The 22107-nt window shown below is 68.9% G+C and carries 18 protein-coding genes and 1 riboswitch; of the genes, 10 read left to right on the forward strand and 8 right to left on the reverse strand.

Going from position 1 to position 22107, the window contains the following annotated elements; genetic code table 11:
* The first annotated feature begins 107 nt into the window (after positions 1–107).
* Positions 108–2201 carry a glycosyl hydrolase family 18 protein gene (locus H4F98_RS16975; protein WP_425487575.1) on the forward strand — a complete coding sequence of 698 codons (2094 nt, stop codon included), beginning with the start codon at positions 108–110 and terminating at the stop codon, positions 2199–2201.
* Positions 2202–2385: 184 nt separating this feature from the next.
* Here H4F98_RS16975 and H4F98_RS05705 read toward each other — a convergent pair whose 3' ends face one another.
* The 3 genes from H4F98_RS05705 to metX are packed head-to-tail and all read right to left on the reverse strand — an operon-like array spanning position 2386 to position 5773.
* On the reverse strand, positions 2386–3495 hold the full coding sequence (locus tag H4F98_RS05705) for a homoserine dehydrogenase family protein (RefSeq protein ID WP_182685753.1): 1110 nt from the start codon (positions 3493–3495) through the stop codon (positions 2386–2388).
* The gene (metB, locus tag H4F98_RS05710; RefSeq protein ID WP_182685755.1) at positions 3492–4706 is read right to left on the reverse strand and encodes a cystathionine gamma-synthase; all 1215 of its coding nucleotides are present in this window, start codon (positions 4704–4706) and stop codon (positions 3492–3494) included. Before metB ends, H4F98_RS05705 begins: the two co-directional genes overlap by 4 nt.
* Entirely contained in the window at positions 4703–5773 is a 1071-nt protein-coding gene (gene metX / locus H4F98_RS05715) for a homoserine O-succinyltransferase MetX (RefSeq protein WP_425487576.1), read from the reverse strand. Before metX ends, metB begins: the two co-directional genes overlap by 4 nt.
* 69 nt (positions 5774–5842) lie before the next feature.
* A riboswitch (SAM riboswitch) is annotated at positions 5843–5975 on the reverse strand.
* 129 nt (positions 5976–6104) lie between these two features.
* On the opposite strand from metX, the gene H4F98_RS05720 reads away from it, so the two are divergent.
* The 3 genes from H4F98_RS05720 to H4F98_RS05730 all read left to right on the forward strand — a co-directional run bounded on the left by H4F98_RS05720 (position 6105) and on the right by H4F98_RS05730 (position 9880).
* Complete coding sequence (locus H4F98_RS05720) at positions 6105–7229, forward strand: NHL repeat-containing protein (protein ID WP_182685759.1); 1125 nt, start codon at positions 6105–6107, stop codon at positions 7227–7229.
* Positions 7230–7268: 39 nt separating this feature from the next.
* On the forward strand, positions 7269–8201 hold the full coding sequence (locus tag H4F98_RS05725; protein WP_182685761.1) for a peptidoglycan DD-metalloendopeptidase family protein: 933 nt from the start codon (positions 7269–7271) through the stop codon (positions 8199–8201).
* Between the two features lie 74 nt (positions 8202–8275).
* A complete protein-coding gene (locus H4F98_RS05730) occupies positions 8276–9880 on the forward strand; it encodes a peptide chain release factor 3 (RefSeq protein ID WP_182685763.1) in 1605 nt (534 codons plus the stop codon).
* 15 nt (positions 9881–9895) lie between these two features.
* Here the strand turns inward: H4F98_RS05730 and H4F98_RS16915 are convergent, their stop codons facing one another.
* Both H4F98_RS16915 and H4F98_RS05740 read right to left on the reverse strand, forming a co-directional pair.
* Complete coding sequence (locus H4F98_RS16915; RefSeq protein ID WP_220479107.1) at positions 9896–10513, reverse strand: aspartyl/asparaginyl beta-hydroxylase domain-containing protein; 618 nt, start codon at positions 10511–10513, stop codon at positions 9896–9898.
* 19 nt (positions 10514–10532) lie between these two features.
* Positions 10533–11156 (reverse strand): sulfotransferase family 2 domain-containing protein, encoded by a 624-nt coding sequence (locus H4F98_RS05740; RefSeq protein ID WP_182685766.1) that lies wholly within the window; start codon positions 11154–11156, stop codon positions 10533–10535.
* A gap of 102 nt (positions 11157–11258) precedes the next feature.
* Between H4F98_RS05740 and trhA the strand changes: the two genes are divergently transcribed.
* The gene (trhA, locus tag H4F98_RS05745; protein ID WP_182685768.1) at positions 11259–11936 is read left to right on the forward strand and encodes a PAQR family membrane homeostasis protein TrhA; all 678 of its coding nucleotides are present in this window, start codon (positions 11259–11261) and stop codon (positions 11934–11936) included.
* 154 nt (positions 11937–12090) lie between these two features.
* On the forward strand, positions 12091–14052 hold the full coding sequence (locus tag H4F98_RS05750; RefSeq protein ID WP_182685770.1) for an AsmA family protein: 1962 nt from the start codon (positions 12091–12093) through the stop codon (positions 14050–14052).
* Between the two features lie 33 nt (positions 14053–14085).
* On the opposite strand, the gene H4F98_RS05755 is transcribed toward H4F98_RS05750, so the two are convergent.
* From H4F98_RS05755 to mtgA, 3 genes are read right to left on the reverse strand one after another with little or no spacing between them, the layout of a single operon-like run.
* Positions 14086–14514 carry a CBS domain-containing protein gene (locus H4F98_RS05755; RefSeq protein WP_182685772.1) on the reverse strand — a complete coding sequence of 143 codons (429 nt, stop codon included), beginning with the start codon at positions 14512–14514 and terminating at the stop codon, positions 14086–14088.
* A complete protein-coding gene (locus H4F98_RS05760) occupies positions 14474–15514 on the reverse strand; it encodes a glycosyltransferase family 2 protein (RefSeq protein WP_182685774.1) in 1041 nt (346 codons plus the stop codon). Before H4F98_RS05760 ends, H4F98_RS05755 begins: the two co-directional genes overlap by 41 nt.
* A gap of 51 nt (positions 15515–15565) precedes the next feature.
* Complete coding sequence (gene mtgA, locus H4F98_RS05765) at positions 15566–16303, reverse strand: monofunctional biosynthetic peptidoglycan transglycosylase (protein WP_182685776.1); 738 nt, start codon at positions 16301–16303, stop codon at positions 15566–15568.
* Positions 16304–16387: 84 nt separating this feature from the next.
* Between mtgA and hslO the strand changes: the two genes are divergently transcribed.
* From hslO to H4F98_RS05785, 4 genes are all read left to right on the forward strand, one after another.
* Complete coding sequence (gene hslO, locus H4F98_RS05770) at positions 16388–17290, forward strand: Hsp33 family molecular chaperone HslO (protein WP_182685786.1); 903 nt, start codon at positions 16388–16390, stop codon at positions 17288–17290.
* 138 nt (positions 17291–17428) lie between these two features.
* Positions 17429–18301 (forward strand): XOO1806 family protein, encoded by an 873-nt coding sequence (locus H4F98_RS05775; protein ID WP_182685788.1) that lies wholly within the window; start codon positions 17429–17431, stop codon positions 18299–18301.
* A gap of 216 nt (positions 18302–18517) precedes the next feature.
* Positions 18518–21352, forward strand: a complete 2835-nt coding sequence (locus tag H4F98_RS05780) for a TonB-dependent receptor plug domain-containing protein (RefSeq protein ID WP_182685791.1) — start codon at positions 18518–18520, stop codon at positions 21350–21352.
* Between the two features lie 95 nt (positions 21353–21447).
* Positions 21448–22107: a TIGR02466 family protein gene (locus tag H4F98_RS05785; protein WP_182685792.1), complete on the forward strand. Its 660-nt coding sequence runs from the start codon at positions 21448–21450 to the stop codon at positions 22105–22107.

Below are 22107 nucleotides of genomic sequence, written 5' to 3' on the forward strand. Positions count from 1 at the left end.
CCGAGCCTCCCATGCCGTACCCGAAGGCACCGCCTTCGCTTCAGATGGACCCGAGGGGAGTTGCGCCGGTCTTGCAGCACCGGCACGTCCGCACCGCACCCGTTTCTATGGAGAGAAAAGTCATGAACCCGCTTGAGAAAGCCATGCGCCCCGGGAGCCTGCTGGTCTGCATGCTCGCCGCCCTGGCGCTCGCACCGACGCAGGCCAGCGCCGCGTCCTGCGCCGCCGTCCCCACCTGGAACCCGAGCACGATCTACAACCCGGGCGACCAGTTGCAGTACCAGAACCGCCTGTACAAGGCCAACATCCAGATCTGGAACGCCCCGCCGACCCATTGCACGACCTGCGGCTGGTACGAGGACCTCGGCGAGTGCGGCAGCGGCCCCAACCCGAACCTGCCGCCGTCGGTGTCCCTGACCGCGCCCACCGCGGGTTCCAGCCATCCGGCCGGCAGCAACATCACCGTTTCGGCCAACGCCAGCGACAGCGACGGCGCGATCGCCTCGGTGCAGTTCTTCCGCGGCACGACCTCGCTGGGCACCGACAACAGCGCGCCCTACAGCGTGACCTGGAGCAACGCGGCGGCCGGCAACTACTCGCTCAAGGCCGTGGCCACCGACGACGACGGCGCGACCACCACCTCCAGCGCGATCACGGTCACCGTGACCAGCACCAACCCGCCGACCGACACCACCGCCCCGAGCGTTCCCACGGGCCTGGCGTCGGGCAGCCAGACCACCACCAGCATCAGCCTGGGCTGGAACGCGTCGAGCGACAACGCCGGCGGCAGCGGCGTGGCCGGCTACGACGTCTACCGCAACGGCAGCCTGGTCGGCTCGCCCGCCCAGCCCAGCTACACCGACACCGGCCTGAGCCCGGGGACCAGTTACAGCTATCGCGTGCGTGCCCGCGACAACGCCGGTAACGCCTCGGCCCAGGGCAGCGCGGTCAGCGTGTCGACCCGCAACGGCACCACGCCGCCGGGCGGCGACAAGAACGTGATCGGCTACTTCACCCAGTGGGGCATCTACGGCCGCAACTACCGGGTCAAGGACATCGACACCAGCGGCGCCGCCTCCCACCTGACGCACATCAACTACGCCTTCGGCAACGTGCGCAACAACCGCTGCGAAGTCGGCCGGACCATCCCGTCCAATCCGAACACCGGCGAAGGCGGCGATGCGTTCGCCGACTACACCAAGTCCTTCTCCGCGGCGGAGAGCGTCGACGGCGTCGGCGATACCTGGGACCAGCCGCTGCGCGGCAACTGGAACCAGCTCAAGGAGCTCAAGGCCAAGCATCCCGGCCTGAAGGTCCTGATCTCGCTCGGCGGCTGGACCTGGTCGCGCGGCTTCTCCGAAGCGGCCAGGCCGGCGAACCGCCAGGCCTTCGTGGCGTCCTGCATCGATGCCTACATCAAGGGCAACCTCCCGACGACGGACGGCGCCGGCGGCGCCGGGGCGGCGCTGGGCGTGTTCGACGGCATCGACATCGACTGGGAGTACCCGGTCGCCTGCGGCCTCACCTGCGGCTCGCCGGAAGACAACGCCAACTTCACCGCCCTGCTGGCCGAGTTCCGCCGCCAGCTCGACGCGGTGCGTCCGGGCCTGTTGCTCACCGTCGCCACCGGCGCCGGGATCGACAAGATCCGCGTCACCGATCCGGGCACCTACCACCAGTACCTGGATTTCATCAACGTGATGACCTACGACTTCCACGGCGCGTGGGATCCGCAGACCAACCATCACAGCGCACTGTTCGATTCGCCCAGCGACCCGTCCACCGGCGACCAGACGATGTACAACAGCAATGATGCGATCGAGGCCTACCTGAGCCGTGGCGTGCCCGCTTCCAAGCTCAACCTCGGCATCGGCTACTACGGCCGCGGCTGGACCAACGTACCCAATGCCAACAACGGCCTGTACCAGAGCGGCAGCGCCGCGCCGGGCACCTACGAGGCCGGCATCGAGGACTGGAAGGTGCTCAAGAACAAGCCGGGGACGGTCTACACCGACGCCAGCGCGCGTGCGACGTGGAAGTACGACGGCAACACGTTCTGGAGCTACGACACGCCGGCGATGATCACCGAGAAGATGAACTACGTGAAGGCGCAGTCGCTGGGCGGCGCGTTCTTCTGGGAGTTCAGCGGCGACGATGCCCAGGGCACGCTGACCAAGACCATCAGCGACGGCCTCGACTGACGACTGCTCCACCCCCGGCCGTCGCCATCGCGATGGCCGGGACCTGTTTTCACCGCGCCGGCCTCCCGGTCGGCGCGGCTCTGGAGCGCCGGTTACCCCCTCGGGGCCGGCGCTCCGTTTTGTCCGGGCATGTCGAAGCGATGGCGGTCGATCGCCGCAGCGACGGCGCCACCGGGGCGCGGCCTCAGGACGCGGCGATGCGCAGCACGTCGTCCAGCAGTCCGGCCGCGGTGACCTCCGCGCCCGCGCCAGGCCCCTGGATCACCAGCGGCTGCTCGCGGTACCGGTCGGACCAGATCGCGACGCGGTTGTCCGTGCCCGCGCCGCCGGCGAGCGCATGGTCCGCGGGCAGCGACTCCAGGCCGACCCGGGCCCGCCCCTGTTCCAGTCGCGCGACGAAGCGAAGCACCTCGCCGTTCTTGTAGGCCTCGGCATAGCGCTGCCGCAATGCCGGGTCCAGCTGCGGCAGGACCGCATCGACCTCGCCGCGCTCGAGCGCCGCCATCGTGGCCGGCACCAGCGAGGTCACCTCGACCGCTTCCTGCTCCAGCGCCACGCCGGCGGCGCGCGCGAGGATCAGCAGCTTCCGCCGCACGTCTTCGCCGGAGAGGTCCTCGCGTGGATCGGGCTCGGTGTAGCCGGCATCGCGCGCGCTGCGCACGAACCCCGAGAAGGGGCGCAGGCCATCGTAGTGGTTGAACAGCCATGCCAGCGACCCGGAGAGCACCCCGGCGATGGCATGGATACGGTCGCCGCCGGCGCGAAGTTCGCGGATCGAACGCAGCAGCGGCAGGCCCGCGCCGACCGTCGCGGCATCGCCGTACTGGCTGCTTCCGCGCGCCTTCGCCGTCTCGACCGCCTGCCAGTCGGCCAGCGAGGTACCGCGCGCGAGCTTGCAGGCGGTGACCACGTGGATGCCCTGCGCCAGCCAGGCGGCGTGCCGGGCGGCGACCTCGGCACTGGCGGTGGCGTCGACCACGATCGCCTTGCCGCTCCCCTGCAAGGCCAACGCGACGTCGTCGAGGCGGCTGGTCAGCTCGCTCGCGTCCAGTCGCGCGCGGGCCACGCGGGCGGGCAGGCGGGTGTCGCCGTCCACTGCACGCCGGGAATTCGCGACGCGTGCCAGGTGCAGGCCGGGGGCGAAGCCGCTGTCCTGCCAATCGGCCAGGCGCGCGAGCACCGCGCTGCCGACCGTACCCGTGCCCAGCAAAGCCAGGCGCGCCTGTGCCACTGGACGTGGGGTGGCCCCTCCATGGGCCGGCGAGCTGCGCAAGTCCTCGGCCAATGCACTCATTGGGCCACGCACTCGCCTTCAAGTTTGCCGATCGCGACGACGTTGCCGCCGGCCGCCAGCGCACGATCGAGCGCCGCACGGATATCGGCGACCAGGTCGTCGGCGTGTTCGATGCCCACCGACAGGCGCAGCAGGCCATCGCCGATGCCGGCCGCCGCGCGGGCTTCCGGGCTCATCGCGGCATGCGTCATGGTCGCAGGATGGGCGACCAGGCTTTCCACGCCGCCCAGCGACTCGGCCAGGGTGAAGCACTGCAGTCCGTCCACGAAGGCACGCACCGCGGCCTCGCCGCCCTTGATGTCGACGCTGAGCATGGCGCCGAAGCCGCTCTGCTGGCGCGCGGCGACCGCATGGCCGGGGTGTTCGACGCGGCCGGGGTAGTGGATCGCCTCGACGGCGGCATGCGATTCGAGCAGGTCGACGATCGCAAGCGTGTTTTCCTGGTGCACGCGCAGGCGCGCGTCGAGGGTACGCAGGCCACGCAGGGTCAGGAAGCTGTCGAACGGCGACCCCGTCAGGCCCAGGCAGTTGCCCCACCAGGCCAGCTTCTCGCCCAGTGCCTGCTCGCGCGCCACCACCGCGCCACCGACCACATCGCTGTGCCCGTTGATGTACTTCGTCGTCGAATGCACGACCACGTCTGCCCCGAACCTGATCGGCTGCTGCAGCACCGGCGACAGGAAGGTGTTGTCGACCACCGCGAGCGCGCCGCTGGCATGCGCGGCCTCGATCACGAAGCGCAGGTCGGTGACGCGCAGCAGGGGATTGGACGGGGTCTCGATCCACACCACCGCCGGCTTGGCGGCCAGCGCCTCGGCCAGCGCGCGCGGATCGGTCAGGTCGACGGTCAGCAGGTTGAAGGCGCCCTTCGCGGCCAGCGCGTTGAACAGCCGCCAGCTGCCACCGTAGGCATCGTGCGGCACGACCAGGGTGTCGCCCGGCTGCAGGCAGGCATGCAGGACCAGGGTGATCGCCCCCATGCCGGTGGCGGTGACGACCGCGCTGTCGCCGCCTTCCAGTTCGGCCAGCGCCTCGGCGAGCAGGTCGCGCGTGGGGTTGCCGCTGCGGGTGTAGTCGTAGGTGCGCTTGTCGTCGAAACCGGCGAAGCTGAAGTTCGACGACAGCACGATGGGCGGCGTCACCGCACCGTAGGCGGTGTCCCGGTCGATGCCGGCACGCACTGCGGCGGTACACAGGCTGCGATGGCTCATGCTGCGGTCTCCTTGCAGGCGTCGTGGAGGGGAGATTGGAGGGCGTTGCGGAGGATCGCGTCGATCTCGGCGACCTCCTTGAGGAATGCGTCGTGGCCGTACGGCGAGCGGATGACCTGGAGCCGGGCCGGGACCGGCAGCGCGTCGACGAGGGCATGCGCGTCGGCCAGCGGGACCAGCCGGTCCTCTTCGACCGCGACGACGGTGACCGGGACGCGAACGTCCGCCGGGTCCACCGCCTGCAGGTCGATGGACTCCGACAGGCGCAGGTAGGCGGTCGGCGAGCTGCGGCCGACGAAGCGCGCGGCGCAGTGGTCGAGGTAGTCCTCGGCGCCCACGCGAACGCGCCCGTCGACGACGCGCGCGGGAGCGAAACGGGCGTCGAACTCCCCGGGCGTGCGGTAGCTCAGGATCGCGAACTGGCGCGCCAGCCCGAGTCCGTGCGTCTCGTCGCACTGCAGTGCCCCGAGCGCGACCGCGCGGCGCTGCAGGGCGCGCCACGCACTGGCATAGGGATGGGCGCGATGGAATCCGCTGATCGCGACCAGCCGTCCCAGTCGCCCGCCGTGCAGGGCGGCGAACTGCAGGCCGACCATCGCGCCGTACGAACAGCCGACGAAGGCCTCGAGGCGGGCGATGTCCAGGCGATCGAGCAGCGCGGCGATCGCGTTGGCCTGGTCGGCGGGGTCGAGGGGCACGTCCAGGGCGCCATCGGCGCCCAGCCAGTCGAAGGACACGATGCGGTGGCGGAGCGGGTCGAGGGCCTGGCCCTCGCCGCCCTGCACCTGCCACCAGCCGGCTTCGGGATGGGCGGCGCTGGCCGCGACATGGCGGTCGGCGGAAATGCCGCCGCAGACGAAGACCGCCGGGAGGTCGGCCGCACCCACGCTTTCGTAGCGAAGGGTGACCGCGCGTCGGCCGGCGTGGCGCAGGTCCAGCTCAAGGGAAATCTCGCCACGCACCGCAAGGGGCGCTTGAAGCGCATCGTCGAGGCAGGCGTCGCTGGCCTGGCACGCGGCATCGGGGGCGGAAAGCGGGAACGCGTTCGAACTGTGGGCGAGGCTCATGGCGGACATCCGATATGACGGGGCCATCGAGCCAGACGCACATCGCGCCGGCGAACCGGGCACGCAGCACGACCATCTTCCGGGGTCCGGGCGCATGCAGCTTCGCCGTGGACCACCGCAGGAATTGGCACCTTGTGCGACTTTCGTCGCACCGGTTGCCCCGACGTCCAAGGGCCTGTCCCTCAGTCGGTCTCGATGGATGGAGCACAGTCTGCACCCCGCCCCGCCGGATTGTCAATCGCTTTATTGCGATGAAAGGATTGATTGATTCCGCCCCCCATCCGCGCCCGCGCCGACACCCACCGCGATTTCCCGAATACACTTCCCCACGATGAACAGCCGACTGACCACAGCCGCCACCCTCCTGGCCCTGCTCGCGCTCGCCGCCTGCTCCACCGGGCCGCTCACCCGCGAAAGCTCGGGCAGCAGCCGGAACGCGATGCCGATGGCCGGCACGCATCCGACCCTGAACATCCCGGAGACCTTCGTCTCCGATGCCCTCGAGGGCGAGGAGCTGGACTCACTGGCGACCTGGCCCACGCCCGACGGCGGCACCTGGCTGATCGCCACCGCGAAGGCCAGCCATCGCCTGCGCGTGTTCGACGGCGATTCCGGCGCGCCCCTGCGCGTGTTCGGCGGCAAGGGCGAGGGCGCCGGGCAGTTCAAGCGCCCCAATGGCATCGCGGTGATGGGCGACCTGCTGTTCGTCGTCGAACGCGACAACCATCGCGTGCAGGTGCTGGCCCTCCCCGACTTCACCCCCTTGGGGACCTTTGGCGCCGACGTACTGCGCAGCCCCTACGGGATCTGGCTGCACGAGACCCTGCCGGGCGAGTACGACGCCTATGTCACCGACAGCTTCATGTACGGCGAGGAATACGACCAGGTCCCGGCCTGGGACGAGCTCGACGAACGGGTCAAGCGCTTCCACGTCGCGCGATCGCCGACGGACGGTGGCGTGCTCGCCCGGTTCCAGGGCGCGTTCGGCGACACCTCGCCCGACACCGCGTTGCGCATGGTGGAGTCGCTCGCGGGCGACGCCGCCAACGACCGCCTGATGGTCGCCGACGAGGACCGTCGCCACGTGTCCACGTTGCGCGAGTACACCCTGGACGGCCGCTATACCGGCAACAGCCTGCCCGACGCGACCTTCGGCGCCGAAGCCGAGGGCGTGGCCCTGTGGAACTGCCGCGATGGCCAGGGCTACTGGGTGGCGGTGGACCAGTTGGCGCCGCTGACGGTGTTCCTGCTGTTCGACCGCAACACGCTGGACTACGTCGGCAGCTTCGAGGGCGACACCACCTCCTATACCGACGGCATCACCCTGCATGCCGCGCCCACCCGCGCCTTCACTGGCGGCGTGCTGTATGCGGTGCACGACGACAAGGCCATCACCGCCTTCGACCTTCGCGAAGTCGCCCGCGTGCTCTCGCTGGAGCACAATTGCACCGACTGACCGGCGCTGCCGGCGACACCGTTTCCCGCGTCCACTGACATGCCCTCCCGACGCCCGCCTCCGTTCGCCACGTGCGCCGCACTGCTGGCGCTGTGGCTCGCGACCGGTCCGGCCCCTGTGCAAGCGGGCACCGTCTATCGATGGACGGACCGCAACGGTGTCACCCACTACGGCGACCACCAGCCCGACGCGCCCACCACGCCCGTCAGCGAGATACCGGTCGATGCCGAGCCCGGGGCGATCGCACGTTTGCGGGTGGAAGCCGACGGCGGCCGCTACCTCGCCTGGGCCGACAACACCCTGGACGGCCCGATAGAGGTGATGCTGCATTTCAGCCAGCGCGACAACATCGTCGGCGCGCCGGCCCTGCCCGCACGTGCGACGGTGCCGGCCCACGGCAGCGCGCTGGTGTCGGTGCTCAGCGCCGCGACCCAGGGTCGCGGGGGCAGTTTCGAGTTGCGCATGGACAGCCTGCCCGGCGACCCCAATGCACGGCCGCGCGACGTGGAATACCAGATGCCGCTGGAGACGGCCGCGCTGGACATCGAGCAGGGCTACGGCGGCAGCTTCAGCCACGCCGACCCCGAGAACCGCCATGCGATCGACTTCGGCGCGCCCATCGGCACGCCGGTCCTGGCCGCCCGCGCGGGCCGCGTCATGCAGGTCGAGTCCGGGTTCGATCGCGCCGGCCTCAGCCAGGAGACCTACGGCGGCCGTGCCAACTACATCCGGATCCTGCACGACGACGGCACGATGGCGCTGTATGCCCACCTGAAGGCCAACGGCGTGCACGTGCGCGTCGGCCAGCAGGTCGAGGCCGGCCAGCGGATCGGCCTGTCGGGCAACACCGGCTTCACCACCGGGCCCCACCTCCACTTCGTGGTGCAGGTCAACCGGGGCATGCGCCTGGAGTCCCTGCCCTTCCGCATGCGTGGCCCGGCCGGCGCGCTGCGCTTCAGCGAACCCCGCTAGCGGGCCCCGGGACCGCACAGGCCCTATAATCCACGCCCCTGCTTGCCTTCCGGGCGCCCGCGCGCCCCGCCCGTATGTCCGACGTTTCGCTCCAAGCCGCCCGCCGCCGCACGTTCGCGATCATCTCGCACCCCGACGCCGGCAAGACCACGCTCACCGAAAAGCTGCTGCTGTTCGGCGGCGCCATCCAGATGGCCGGCTCGGTCAAGGGCCGCAAGGCCGCGCGCCATGCGACCTCCGACTGGATGGCGCTGGAAAAGGAACGCGGCATCTCGGTCACCAGTTCGGTGATGCAGTTCCCCTACGGCGACAGCATCGTCAACCTGCTCGACACCCCCGGCCACGCCGACTTCGGCGAGGACACCTACCGCGTGCTGACGGCGGTGGACTCGGCGCTGATGGTGATCGACGTCGCCAAGGGCGTGGAGGAGCGCACGATCAAGCTGATGGAGGTCTGCCGCCTGCGCGACACGCCGATCATGACCTTCATCAACAAGCTCGACCGAGAGGGCAAGAACCCGATCGAACTGCTCGACGAGGTCGAAAGCGTCCTCGGCATCCAGTGCGCGCCGATCACCTGGCCGATCGGCATGGGCAAGCGCCTCAAGGGCGTTGTCCACCTGGTCTCGGGCGAGGTGCACCTGTTCGAACAGGGCCGCAACTTCACCCGCCAGGACTCGACCATCTTCCCCTCGATCGACGACCCCGCGCTCGAAGCGCGCATCGGCGCGGCGGCGATGGCGGAACTGCGCGAGGAGCTCGAGCTCGTCGAGGGCGCCTCGCATCCCTTCGACCTGGGCAAGTACCTTGCCGGCGAAGTGACCCCGGTCTTCTTCGGATCGGCGGTCAACAACTTCGGCGTGCAGCTGCTGCTGGATTTCTTCGTCGAACACGCCCCGGCCCCGCGACCGCGCGAGACGACCACGCGCGAGGTGGGCCCGACCGAGGCGAAGCTCTCGGGCTTCGTGTTCAAGATCCAGGCCAACATGGACCCGCAGCACCGCGACCGCGTCGCCTTCATGCGCGTGTGTTCGGGCCGCTTCAATGCCGGCATGAAGGCCTTCCACGTGCGCAGCGGCAAGGAAATGAAGCTCGCCAATGCGCTGACCTTCATGGCCAGCGACCGCGAGATCGCCGAAACGGCGTATCCGGGCGACGTGATCGGCATCCACAACCACGGCACCATCTCCATCGGCGATACGTTCACCGAAGGCGAGAAGCTGTCCTTCACCGGCATCCCCAACTTCGCTCCCGAGCTGTTCCGCCGCGCGCGCCTGCGCGACCCGCTCAAGCTCAAGCAGTTGCAGAAGGGCCTGGCCCAGCTGTCGGAGGAAGGCGCGACGCAGTTCTTCAAGCCGCTCATGAGCAACGACCTCATCCTCGGCGCGGTGGGCGTGCTGCAGTTCGACGTGGTCGCCTACCGCCTCAAGGACGAGTACGGCGTGGAAGCGAGCTTCGAGCCGGTCAACGTGGCCACCGCCCGCTGGGTCCGCTGCGCCAACGAGAAGAAGTTCGAGGAGTTCCGCGACAAGAACGCGGTGAACCTTTCGGTCGACGCCGCCGGCCAGTACGTGTACCTGGCGCCGACCCGGGTCAACCTGCAACTGGCGCAGGAACGCGCGCCGGACGTGGAGTTCCTCGCCACCCGCGAGCACGCCCACGCGGTCTCGGTGGACTGACGCCTCCGCGCAGGCTCAGGACTCGATCAGGTGGACCCAGTCCGGGTCCGGCTGGTCCAGGTCGAAGTACTCGAAGATCAGGTGGATGCGGTCGGTCGCGCCGGCGTTCTGCACGGCGTGGACGCCCATGTTGTTGACCTCCACCGCCTCGCCCTCGGCGAAATGGTGGCCGACGCCATCCACGTAGAAGGTCACCTGCGGGTTGGTCAACAACGGGACGTGGATCTTGTGCGGCCACTTGGCCGCCGGATTGGCATCGCGATGGGGCTTGATCACCCCGCCCGGCGCCATGCGCGCGAGCATCACCCGCGGGAAGTCCGCCCGGGCGTAGCCGTACGGAGCCACGGCCTGGGCCAGGATCGGCGCCAGCAGGCCGCGCCACGCGTCCCAGAGCGGCCGGTCGTGCGAGCCGCGCCAGTCGCGGAAGTCGTCGACGAAGCGGAACACGATGTGCCGCGTGCGGTCGAGCGCGTCGAAACGGTTGGGCTTGCCGGCGTTCTCGGCGTCCCAGGTCGCCTCGGGTATCGCCATAACCGCCTCGCGCAGCGCCGCCACGTCGAGCGTGCCCAGGCGACGGACCGCCGTGGTCTTGCGCGGGTTGGGGTACACGCCGATGGGGGCCTGGTCGTTCACGTCGGGCTCGGGGGCATCGTCAGAAAGCGTAGTCGAACAGTTCCAGGTCGCGGCGGTAGAGTTCGGCCACGCCATCGACCAGGGTCGGGTCATAGTAGTCCCGGTAGCGGGCGTGGCGCGAGGCGTTGACCTGGCCCAGGGGCGCGCTCGGGATGCCGATGCGCGCGCAGATGGCGTCGTAGGACCCCTGCATGTCCTCCACCCGCCCGACCATGTCGGCCAGCAGTCGCCCATCCTCGCCGACCAGGAAAGAATGCTGCGGCTGGAACAGGACGTGCTGCATGGGCCGCAGCCTGAACAGCACGTGGTGCATGACCTCCCGGGGCTGGCGCTCGAAGCTGCCGTCGGCCCGGGTCATGAAGGCGCAATAGGACACGAAGCGGTCGAAGGGATTCCGCACGAAAGCGAACTTGAGGTAGGAGGCAAAGGCCTCCTCCCCCAGGTAAGGCCGCACCTGCGCCAGCCCCAGGTGCCCGTGCGAGATCGCCGCGAGCTCGGGCCACGGGAAGCGCTTGTTGACGAACAGGCCCACCTGCTCGAGGTCGTCCGGGCCCATGTGCTCGCGCAGGGCCTGGCGCACGGAGTGCGTCCCGGTCTTGGGGATGGCGGCGAACACATAGCGGTGCAGGTGGGAAATGATCATCGAAAGCGGCATGGGGAACCGGGCGCCATCATAGAGGATCGCCACCGCCCGGCCGCGCCCGGCGCTGCTCGCACATTCGGTGGCGCACGGTAGGATACGGGCATGGACGCCCCCGGCCTGACCCCTGGTTCCCCGCTCCCCTCCGCCGCGGAAGTCCGCGAGGAGTGGGCCAACGCCCTGACCCATGGACTGGGTGCCACCGCCGCCCTTGCCGGCGGCTCGGTGCTGATCACCCTGGCCGCGGTCCACGGCGACGGCTGGCAACTGGCCGGCGCGATCGTCTTCGGCATCTGCCTGCTGTTGCTGTACGTGGCCTCGACGCTGTACCACGCCGTCCAGCATCCGGTGGCTAAAGCGCGGCTGAAGGTGTTCGACCATTGCGCGATCTACCTGCTGATCGCCGGGACCTACACGCCCTTCACCCTGATCGGGCTGCGCGGCCCCTGGGGCTGGGGACTGTTCGCGGCGATCTGGGCGCTGGCGGTCGCCGGGGTGGTCTTCAAGCTCATGTTCACCGGCCGTTTCAAGCTGCTCTCGACGCTGATCTACATCGCGATGGGCTGGCTGGTCATCGTCGCGATCAAGCCCTTGCTGGGCGCACTGGACGCCTGGACCTTCGGCTGGCTGCTCGCCGGCGGCGTCTGCTACACGCTGGGCACGGTGTTCTACCACCGCCCCTCGCTGCGCTACTCGCATGCGATCTGGCACCTGTTCGTGGTCGCCGGCAGCGTCTGCCACTTCATCGCCGTCACCGCCCAGGTGCTGCACACCGGCGATTGACGCTTTCGCGGGGGCGCATCCGCGCTTCAACCCAAGCGTTTCATGAACGGCGCGGACGCAGTTTCACCCCTGCTTGATGCCCGCCTGCCGATGGTGGGGCCACGCTTCCATGGCGAGCCCCGATGCCACGACCGCCGCGCCCCTGGTGCATTCAATGAACACCGCGCCCGCCACGCCCCCAGCGGGGCGCGCCAGCCGGTCGGTTCGTCGGTTGCGCGGGCGCCCGCTGTGGTGGGTGTTCGGCGTGCTGGTCGCGGGCATCGTGCTGCTGCTCGTGCTGTGGGACTGGAACTGGTTCAAGGGACCGCTCGAGCGCCGGGTGCACGCCGCCACCGGTCGCGAGCTCGAGATCGCGGGCGACCTCGACGTCGACCTGGGCTGGACGTCTACCGTGCGCGCCGACCGGGTGCGCTTCTCCAACGCGGCGTGGTCCGACGCCCGGGACATGGCGAGCGCCGAACGCGTGGAAGTCGACCTGGCCCTGTGGCCCTTGCTCTCCGGGACCGTGCGCCTGCCCGACATCCGCCTGCAGGGCCCCGAACTGCGGCTGGAGACCGGACCGGAGGGGCGCGGCAACTGGGTCCTGGACACGACCCCCGGCGGGCGCTTCCAGACCGAGTTCCGCCGCGTCGAAATCGACGCGGGCCGATTGCACTTCCTCGACGCCGGGCGCGACACCGACATCGAGGTCGCGGTACGCACCGTCGAAGACGCGGCGTCGCCGTCCCCGCCGATCGTGGTCGAAGGCAAGGGCCGCTGGCAGGGCAATGCGTTCACGCTCGAGGGGCGCGCCGATTCGCCGCTCGACCTGCGCGATGCCGACAGCCCTTATCGCATCGACGCCAGGGCCAAGGCCGGCGCTACGCGGGCCCATGCGCAGGGCACCCTGCTCGACCCCCTTCGCCTGCGCGGCTTCGACCTGCAACTGGCCCTCGCCGGCCGCGACCTCGCCGACCTTTACCCCCTGATCGGGATCGCGATCCCGCCGACGCCGCCCTACACGCTCGACGGTCGCTTTACCCGGCAAGGGACCGTGTGGCGCTACGACGATTTCGAGGGCAAGGTCGGCGACAGCGACCTGTCCGGCGACGCCAACGTCGATACCGCCGGCGAACGCCCCTACCTGCGCGCGAACCTGCAATCCAGGCGGCTGGACTTCGACGACCTCGCCGGGTTCGTCGGCGGCGCCCCGCAGTCCGGTGGCGGTGAAACCGCGAATGCCGAGCAGGCCCGGGAGGCCGCGGCCCAGGCGGCACGCGCCCGGGTGCTGCCCGACACCCCGTATCGGCTGGACAAGCTGCGCACGATGGACGCCGACGTGCGGCTGGAGGCGGCCCGCATCAACGCGCCCCGCCTGCCCCTCGACGACATGGTCGCGCACCTGCTGCTCGAGGACGGCGTGCTTCGGCTGGATCCGCTGGACTTCGGCGTCGCCAACGGCCACCTGCGCACCACCCTGCGCATGGACGCCCGCGAGGACACCCTGCGCACGCGCGCCGACATCCAGGCGCGAGGCCTCGACCTCGCCCAGTTGCTGCCGACGGTCGAACTGGCACGCAACGCGATCGGCAAGGTCGGCGGCCAGTTGCGCATCGATACCACCGGCAACTCCGTCGCCGACATGCTCGGACGGGGCGACGGCAAGGTACTGGTGGGCATGGGCCGGGGATCGATCAGCAACCTGCTCATGGAGATGGCGGGTATCGACCTGGCCGAGATCATCAAGTTCGAACTGACCGAGGACAAGATGATCCCGGTGCGTTGCGCCTTCGGCGACTTCGACCTGGAAGACGGGGTGATGACGGCCAACAGCCTGGCCTTCGACACCACCGACACCCTGCTGCTGGGCGAGGGCAGGATCGACCTGGGCCGCGAGCGGCTGGACCTCACGATCCGCCCGCGACCGAAGGACCGCAGCCTGTTGAGCCTGCGCGCGCCGTTGAAGCTCGACGGCAGCTTCCGCTCGCCTTCGATCCGGCCCGACATCGGCGCCCTGGGCCTGCGCGGCGCCATCGCCCTGGCGCTGGGCAGCATCACGCCGCCGGCGGCGCTGCTCGCGACCATCGAGACCGGACCCGGCGAGGACACCGGTTGCGGGGGCCAGTACGCGAAGTGAAGACCCGGCGCCGGATGGGTGGCGCGGGCGGGCTCAGCTGGCGATGTAGCGCTGGAGCTGGTCGAGCTCCAGTTGCTGGTCCTCGATGACCGCCTTGACCAGGTCGCCGATCGAGACGACGCCTTCCACGTGGCCGTCGCGCACCACCGGCAGGTGGCGGATGCGGCGTTCGGTGACGCTGACCATGCAGCGATCGACCGTGTCGTCGGGACTGACGGTGAACACGTCGGCGGTCATGATCACGCTGACCGGCGTGGTGGACGACGCCCGCCCCTGCAGGACGACCTTGCGTGCGTAATCGCGCTCGGACACGATGCCCGCCAGCCGGGGGCCGTCCATCACCAGCACCGCGCCGATGCCCTTCTGCGCCATCAGCCGGATCGCATCGACCACCGGGGTATCGGGTGCCACCGAATGGATGTCAGGTGACTTCGCTTCGAGCAGTTGTCGAACGGTCCGCATGTCCGCCTCCTTCAACGCCGTGGTCGTGGCCCGAGGATACTCCTGTTGCCGGGTGCCACGCGTCGACGAGGTAGAGCGGCCGCTGCTTGGCCTCTTCGTACAGCCGGCCCAGGTATTCGCCGATCAGGCCGAGGGCGATCAGCTGGATCCCGCCCAGGAACAGGATCACCGCCATCATCGTCGGCCAGCCGGCGACCGGGTCGCTCCAGAGCAGGGCCTTGACGATGATCAGCACGCCGTAGGCGAAGGCCGCCGCCGCGGTCGCCAGGCCCATGTAGGTGGCCAGGCGCAGCGGCGCGGTGGAGAAACTGGTGATGCCTTCCAGGGCGAAGTTCCACAGCCGCCACAGGTTGAACTTGCTCGCGCCGGCGACACGGGCGTCGCGCTCGTACGGGATGGCCACGCGGTTGAACCCCACCCAGCCGAACAGGCCCTTCATGAAGCGGTGGCGCTCGCGCAATTGGCCCAGCGCGGCCAGCGCGCGCGGCGACAACAGGCGGAAATCGCCGGTGTCGGCGGGGATGGGCGTCTTGGACAGGCGCCCGATCACCCGGTAGAAGGCGTGCGCGCTGGAACGCTTGATCCAGCCCTCCCCGGCACGCTGGATGCGCGTGCCGTGCACGTCGTCGAAGCCTTCGCGCCACTTGGCCACGAAACGCGGGATCAGTTCGGGCGGGTCCTGTCCGTCGGCATCGAGGATCAACGCCGCCCCCGCCTCGATCCGGTCCAGGCCCGCGGTGAGCGCGGCCTCCTTGCCGAAGTTGCGCGAGAGCCGCAAGAGGCCGACCCGCGAGTCCGCCGCTGCGAATGCCTGGAGCAGGCCCCAGGTCCCATCGCGGCTGCCATCGTCCACGTACAGCACGCGGGCATCGACGCCATCCTCGCGCGCCAGCGCCCCCAGCACGTCCATCAGGCGCGGATGCAGCACCGGCAGGCTGTCGGCCTCGTTGAAGGCGGCGATGACGACGGTCAGCAGGTCCCGGGCGTGCGATTGGCTCATGCGCGCAATGGTAGCCCGTCGCCGCCCGCCGGGCGCCCCCCGGCAGGCCGGTCAGTCCAGTCGCTCGAGGTAGGCGACACCGCCGATGTTGCGCATCTGTCGCTGGATCGACGCGGTGCGGCGCTGCACGTAGGGCCCCGGCCGCGCCGCGCTGTAGCGCCGCGGGCTGGGCAGCACCGCCGCCAACCGGGCGGCCTGCGCGGGCCCCAGGCGGCCGGCGTCGGTGCCGAAGTACGCCTGGGCCGCGGCCTGCGCGCCGTACACCCCGTCGCCGAACTCGGCCACGTTGACGTACACCTCGACGATCCGTTGCTTGGGCCACATGGCCTCGATGAGGACGGTGTACCAGGCCTCCATCCCCTTGCGAAGCCAGCTGCGGCCGCTCCACAGGAACAGGTTCTTCGCGGTCTGCTGGCTGATCGTGCTGGCCCCGCGCACCCGCCCGCCCCGTTCGTTGCTCGCCATCGCCTTCTCGATGGCCTGCATGTCGAAGCCGCGGTGTTCGGCGAAGCGCTGGTCCTCCGACGCGATCACCGCCAGCGGCAATTGCGGGGAAATCGCCTCCAGGTCCCGCCACTGGTAGGCCACCCGATAGCCCCAATCGCGTTTGCCCCAGGCGTCCAGCTGGCGGTCGAGCATGAAGGCCGAGAACGGCGGGTCGACGAAGCGCAGCACCAGGACCTGGCACACGCTCAGCAGGACCCACAACAGCGGCAGCCGCCAGAGCCAGTGCAGCCAGCGCCGGCGACGGCGCCGCGGTTCAGCGATGTCCCCTTGTCGACGATCCACGGTGCCCTCATCTTGTTCGGCCAGGCATGGGCAGTGGCGTCACCGGCGCGCGCCGCGCCCCGCCCCACTCCCTTCGAGACCATGATGAGCGATACCACTCCTTCCCGCCACGACTGCCAGAGCCGTTTCCTGATCGAGCAGGCCGGCGTCCGGGGCGTGCACGTGCAACTGCGCGACAGCTGGCAGCGCATCGTCGGCCAGGACGCCTACCCCGCCGCGGTCGCCGAACTCCTGGGCGAGGCCACCGCCGCCGCCGCCCTGTTCACCGGCCATGCCAAGGTCGACGGCCGGCTTTCGGTGCAACTGCGCGGCAACGGCGCCCTGCGCACCCTGTTCGCCGAATGCACCGCGGCCGGCACCCTGCGCGGCATCGCCCAGGTGGCCGAGGGTGCCCAGCCCTCGCGCGACCTGCGGGAGCTCGGCCCCGACGCCCTGCTGGCGATCACCATCGAGAACCCGGCCCTGGGCCAGCGCGAGCCGATGCGCTACCAGGGCATGGTCGAGCTGAGCGCCGACAACCTGGCCGGCGCCTTCGAGGACTACTTCATCCAGTCCGAGCAGTTGCCGACCCGGCTCATGCTGGCCGTCGACGGCGAGCGGGCCGCGGGTCTCATGCTGCAGAAGCTGCCCGGCGACGAGGGCGACTCCGATGGCTGGACGCGCGCCGGCGCGCTTTTCGACACGATCGTCACGGACGAACTGCTCACATTGCCGGCAGAGACCTTGCTGACCCGCCTGTTCCACGAGGACGGGGTCCGCATGCTGGGGCAACGCCCGCTGGCCTTCGCCTGTTCCTGTTCGGCCGAGCGGGTCGAGTCGATGCTGGTATCGCTCGGGGAGGATGAGGCACGCGCCGCCGCGGCCGATGGGGAGGCCCACATCCGTTGTGAGTTCTGTGGGCAGCAGTACCGTTTCAGCCGGGACGAGATCGAACACCTCTTCGCCACCCGCGCGGCCTCGATGGAGGCGCCGGACCGGGCGCAATGAGGCGGTCACGTCCCGGTAACCGGAATGTGTCGCACTTCAAACTACCGACCGGCGGCGATTGTTAAAGGAAAATTAACGTTTTATAGTCTGAATCCGGAATAAAGGAACTCTTCCAGCCTTCGCTGGTCACAGCCAACGATGCACGCGCGCCTGCTCCAGCTACCCCTTGCCCTCCTGCTCGCCCTGGGCGCGGCGACGGGCGCGCACGCGCAGGAGAGCCGCTCCGGCGCGTCGACCGATTCCACGGTCCTGCCGGTGCTCAACAATGCCAACGGCAAGCTCGAGGCCGTGCTCCTGCTCGAGCCCACCGGTGGACAGGGCAACACCGCCCGCCTGCGGTTCGGCGGCAACAACACCCTGGACGCCGCCTTCGGCCTGTCCGCCGGCAACACGCTGGGCCTGGTCTGCGACCGCAAGACGGGCCTGGCCAGCGCCATCGGCAATCTCGCCAACCACTGCATGCTGGCCTCCCTGGACCAGGACTCGCGCGCCGGCGCCAGCCAACAGGCCACGCTCGGCGCCTCGTTCGGCAACGCCGACCGGCGGGTGGGCATGCTGCTGGGCGAAGGCCGCGACCAGCTGCCGGCCTGGCTGAGCCCCACGGGCCGCAACAGCAAGTACGACCAGAACACCCTCACGCTCTACGGCCAGAAGAACATCGGCCGGGAGGCCACCGTGTCCATTGGCGGTACCTGGGCCAAGGCCCGGCTGATCCCGGCTTCGGACCTGCCCGTGGGCTTCAGCGAGCGCTGGACCAGCAAGAGCCTCACCCTGGGCGCCGAGGTGGGCAACTTCGGGGCCAATATCGTCGGCCGCGTCATCGACATGCCCGGCCAGCCCGGCCAGTGGGAAGGCCTCGGCATCGGCCTGACCTGGCGTACCCCCTGGAGCGGCCAGCTCAGCGTCGGCGCCGAGAACGTCATCACCCGCGGCAAGAATCCGTTCGCGCCGAATTCGGCCGAACAGGACGAAGGCACCGTCCCCTATGTGCGCTACGAGCAGGATCTGTAGCGGCGAGAATCACGAAAATTCAACATTTGGCTTTAGCAAGCCATTGATCCGACACAAAAAACCGCCCTTAACAGGGCGGTTTTTTTCGTTTGTTAACGACACTTTAATTTTTCGGCCAAGGGGGCTACTATCGGCTCCGACCTTGCCGTATTTGGCGTCTTTCTTGACGCTGGCGGCGGGTTCCCATGGGAAACCAAGACTGACTTGGAGAGAGAGATGACCTTGAAGACCACCCAGCTCCGCGACGCGATTACCTTCGCACTCGCCGTGGGCGCCACGGCTGCTGCCGGAACGGGCGTTGCATTCGCCCAGGACAGCGAAGAGCAGGCCACCACCCTCGATCGCATCGAGGTGACCGGTTCGCGCATCAAGCGCACCGACATCGAAACCTCGCAGCCGATCTTCTCGCTTTCGCGCGAAGACATCTCGGCACAAGGCCTGACCTCGGTCGGCGACGTGATCCAGAACATCAGCGCCAACGGTTCGACGCTGAACACCACCATGAACAACGGTGGTAACGGTGAAACCCGCGTCAACCTGCGCAACCTCGGCTCCAACCGCACCCTGGTGCTGGTCAATGGCCGCCGTTGGGTGGGTGGTACCGGTCTCGGCGGCGCCGTCGACCTGAACACCATCCCGACCGCCGCCGTCGAGCGCATCGAAGTCCTGAAGGACGGTGCCTCCTCGATCTACGGCTCCGACGCCATCGCCGGCGTGGTCAACGTCATCCTGCGCCAGAATTTCGACGGCGCGGAAGCCAACGTCTACCTCGGCCAGTTCGACAAGGGCGACGGCGCGACCGAAGCCTACGACTTCATCGTCGGCAGCACCGGCGACCGCTGGTCGGCCATGATGGGCGTCGGCTACGTCAAGCAGGATCCGGTCTGGGCGGGCGACCGCGAGATCTCGGCGGTGCCGGTCTTCGGTTCCACCCCGGGCCTGGGCGGCAGCTCGACCACCCCGGATGGCCGTTACTGCATCCTGGACACCACCACCTTCGCCTGCGCCAATCCCGATGGCGCCTATGGCCTGTGGCGCGCCAACCCGAACGACCCGCGCGGCTGGACCGAGTGGGCCGGCACCCCGGACAACTTCAACTTCGCTCCGCTGAACTACCTGCTGACCCCGCAGGAGCGCACCTCGGTGTTCGCCAGCGGCTCGCTGGACATCAGCGACAACCTGCGTTTCAAGAGCACCGTCACCTACAACCAGCGCAAGTCCGAGCAGCTGCTCGCGGCCATGCCGGTGGTGGTGGGCTTCCCGGGCGCCCCGCAGGCGGCCGACATCGTCATCAGCGCCGACAGCATCTACAACCCCTACGGCCAGGACATCAACTGGATCCAGCGCCGTGCGGTCGAGACCGGTGGCCGTTCGTTCAAGCAGACCGTCGACACCTTCGCGTTCGACGGCGCTTTCGAAGGCAGCTTCGAGGTCGGCGACAAGTTCTTCGACTGGGAAGCCGGCATGTTCTTCGGTGAGAACCGTTCGAACGACGCGACCAACGGCCTGCTGACCTACACTGCCATCCGCAACGCGCTTGGCCCGTCGATGCTCGTCAATGGCGTCCCGACCTGCGTCGGCACCCCGGGCGATGCCAGCACCGCGATCGCGGGCTGCGTGCCGGCCAACTTCCTGGGCGGTGCGGGCACGATCACCCCGGAAATGCTGAACTACCTGACGTTCGAAGCCCACGAGCAGCTGGGTTACAAGCAGAAGAGCTACTTCGCGAACATCGGCGGCGACCTGTTCGACCTGCCGGGTGGCCCGCTGGCCTTCTCGTTCGGCCTCGAGCACCGCGAAGAGTCCGGCTACGACCGTCCGGACGCGCTGATCGCCGCCGGCGACACCACCGGCAACTCGCGCACGCCGACCTCGGGCAGCTACTCGCTCGACGAGGCCTACCTCGAGCTGGCCATCCCGGTGCTGTCCGACGTCCCGGGTGCCCGCCTGCTGGACTTCAGCGTCGCGACCCGCTACTCGGACTACAGCAACTTCGGCGACACCCTCAACAGCAAGTTCGGTTTCCGCTGGAAGCCGATCGACGACCTGCTGATCCGCGGCAACTGGGCCGAGGGCTTCCGCGCACCGTCGATCAACGAGCTGTTCCAGGGCGTGGGCGACAGCTTCCCGACCATCAGCGATCCGTGTAACAACGTGAACTGGGGCAACCTGAGCGCCGCCGCGCAGAACCGCTGCGTCGCCGATGGCGTCCCGACGGGCGGTTACAACCAGGTCAACTCGCAGATCCGCATCAGCGTCGGCGGCAACCCGAACCTGCTGCCGGAGAAGGCGACCAACCAGACCCTGGGCTTCGTGTACAACCCCAGCTGGCTGGAAGGCTTCGACATCTCGCTGGATTGGTGGAAGATCGAGCTCGAGGACACCATCACCACGTTCTCCGGCGACTTCATCCTCGATGACTGCTACAACAACGGCAACGGGCAGGCCTGCGGCCTGATCACCCGTGGCGGCGGTGGCTTCATCACCGACCTGCTGGCGGCTGGCCTGAACATTGGTAGCCGTGAAGTGGAAGGCTACGACATGACCATCGGTTATCGTCTGCCGGAAACCTCGTGGGGCAAGTTCTCGTTCGTGTGGGATAGCACCTACATGTCCAAGTTCGAGGACAACAACGACGGCGACAACCAGGTCGGCGAGTACTTCGATCGCAGCAACAACTGGCGCATCCGTTCGAACCTGATGACCCGTTGGGAAATGGGCGATTGGGGTGCGACCTGGGCCCTGCGTTACTACGACTCGCAGGTCGAGGACTGCTCGGGCTACAACGCTGCCAACACGCAGCTGCTGTGCTCGGATCCGGACCGTCGTACCGCAGAAGGCCCGGCGCCGCGCAACAAGCTCGACGACACCTTCTACAACGACGTCAGCGCTTACTGGAACGCGCCGTGGAACGGCCAGATCGCTGTGGGTATCAACAACATCTTTGACGAGGATCCGCCGTTCTCGGCTTCGACCTTCGCCAACAGCTTCGATCCCCAGTACGAAGTCCCGGGCCAGTTCTTCTACATGCGCTACACGCAGAAGTTCTGATCGACCCGATCTTGCGTTACCTTGCTACGGCCCCGAAAGGGGCCGTAGTTTTTTCCGACACCCGCCCGCCACCGCCCACGCCGGAAGCCGCCGCCATGACGCTGCAGATCAGTCCGATGTTCGCCGTCCCCATGGCCCAGGACACCCATCCCGAGGCCGATGCGCTCAATGCCCGGATCAAGCCCCTGCTGCTGGCCCGCGAGGCCGAGGGGGCGCGCTACGCGAACCCCAACCCCTCGCTGAAGCAGCAGGCGGGCGTGTTCGAGAGCGACTTCAACCTGTTCGCCTGGCCGGACGAGTGCATCCAGCAACTGCGGCACTTCTGCTGGACCGCCTTGGGGCGCACGATCCAGGACCTCAATGGCTACGGCGCGGAGGAGATGCAGCGGCTGCAGATCTTCTCGCACACCTGGTTCCACGTGACTCGCCATGGCGGATTCACGATCATGCACACGCACCCGATGGCGTCATGGTCGGGCGTCTACTGCGTCGACCCGGGCGAGACCCCGGCCGACCGCGAGGAGTCGGGCGTGCTGCGCTTTCACAGCCCGCACCATTACAGCAACTACTTCACCGATGCCGGCAACATGCGCCAGCGCCCGCCCTACCACCACGGTACCTGGAGCATCCGCTTCAAGGCGGGGCAACTGGTGCTGTTCCCGTCGTGGCTGCAGCATGAGGTCCTGCCCTTCTACGGCAACGACGAGCGCATCACGATCGCCTTCAACTGCTGGTTCGGCATGAAGGACGCCTGA

It is taken from the genome of Marilutibacter spongiae (genome assembly GCF_014145325.1).
In the GTDB taxonomy this organism is placed as follows: domain Bacteria; phylum Pseudomonadota; class Gammaproteobacteria; order Xanthomonadales; family Xanthomonadaceae; genus Marilutibacter; species Marilutibacter spongiae.

What these genes read in the sequence shown, in the direction of transcription:
- metX (WP_425487576.1), bottom strand. Translation starts at nt 5,773, where the DNA reads ATGAGCCTCGCCCACAGTTCGAACGCGTTCCCGCTTTCCGCCCCCGAT.
- H4F98_RS05725 (WP_182685761.1), top strand. Translation starts at nt 7,269, where the DNA reads ATGCCCTCCCGACGCCCGCCTCCGTTCGCCACGTGCGCCGCACTGCTG.
- H4F98_RS05750 (WP_182685770.1), top strand. Translation starts at nt 12,091, where the DNA reads ATGAACACCGCGCCCGCCACGCCCCCAGCGGGGCGCGCCAGCCGGTCG.
- H4F98_RS05720 (WP_182685759.1), top strand. Translation starts at nt 6,105, where the DNA reads ATGAACAGCCGACTGACCACAGCCGCCACCCTCCTGGCCCTGCTCGCG.
- H4F98_RS16975 (WP_425487575.1), top strand. Translation starts at nt 108, where the DNA reads ATGGAGAGAAAAGTCATGAACCCGCTTGAGAAAGCCATGCGCCCCGGG.
- H4F98_RS05755 (WP_182685772.1), bottom strand. Translation starts at nt 14,514, where the DNA reads ATGCGGACCGTTCGACAACTGCTCGAAGCGAAGTCACCTGACATCCAT.
- H4F98_RS05760 (WP_182685774.1), bottom strand. Translation starts at nt 15,514, where the DNA reads ATGAGCCAATCGCACGCCCGGGACCTGCTGACCGTCGTCATCGCCGCC.
- H4F98_RS05780 (WP_182685791.1), top strand. Translation starts at nt 18,518, where the DNA reads ATGACCTTGAAGACCACCCAGCTCCGCGACGCGATTACCTTCGCACTC.
- H4F98_RS05740 (WP_182685766.1), bottom strand. Translation starts at nt 11,156, where the DNA reads ATGATCATTTCCCACCTGCACCGCTATGTGTTCGCCGCCATCCCCAAG.
- trhA (WP_182685768.1), top strand. Translation starts at nt 11,259, where the DNA reads ATGGACGCCCCCGGCCTGACCCCTGGTTCCCCGCTCCCCTCCGCCGCG.
- H4F98_RS05705 (WP_182685753.1), bottom strand. Translation starts at nt 3,495, where the DNA reads ATGAGTGCATTGGCCGAGGACTTGCGCAGCTCGCCGGCCCATGGAGGG.
- hslO (WP_182685786.1), top strand. Translation starts at nt 16,388, where the DNA reads ATGAGCGATACCACTCCTTCCCGCCACGACTGCCAGAGCCGTTTCCTG.
- H4F98_RS05785 (WP_182685792.1), top strand. Translation starts at nt 21,448, where the DNA reads ATGACGCTGCAGATCAGTCCGATGTTCGCCGTCCCCATGGCCCAGGAC.
- H4F98_RS05730 (WP_182685763.1), top strand. Translation starts at nt 8,276, where the DNA reads ATGTCCGACGTTTCGCTCCAAGCCGCCCGCCGCCGCACGTTCGCGATC.
- metB (WP_182685755.1), bottom strand. Translation starts at nt 4,706, where the DNA reads ATGAGCCATCGCAGCCTGTGTACCGCCGCAGTGCGTGCCGGCATCGAC.
- H4F98_RS05775 (WP_182685788.1), top strand. Translation starts at nt 17,429, where the DNA reads ATGCACGCGCGCCTGCTCCAGCTACCCCTTGCCCTCCTGCTCGCCCTG.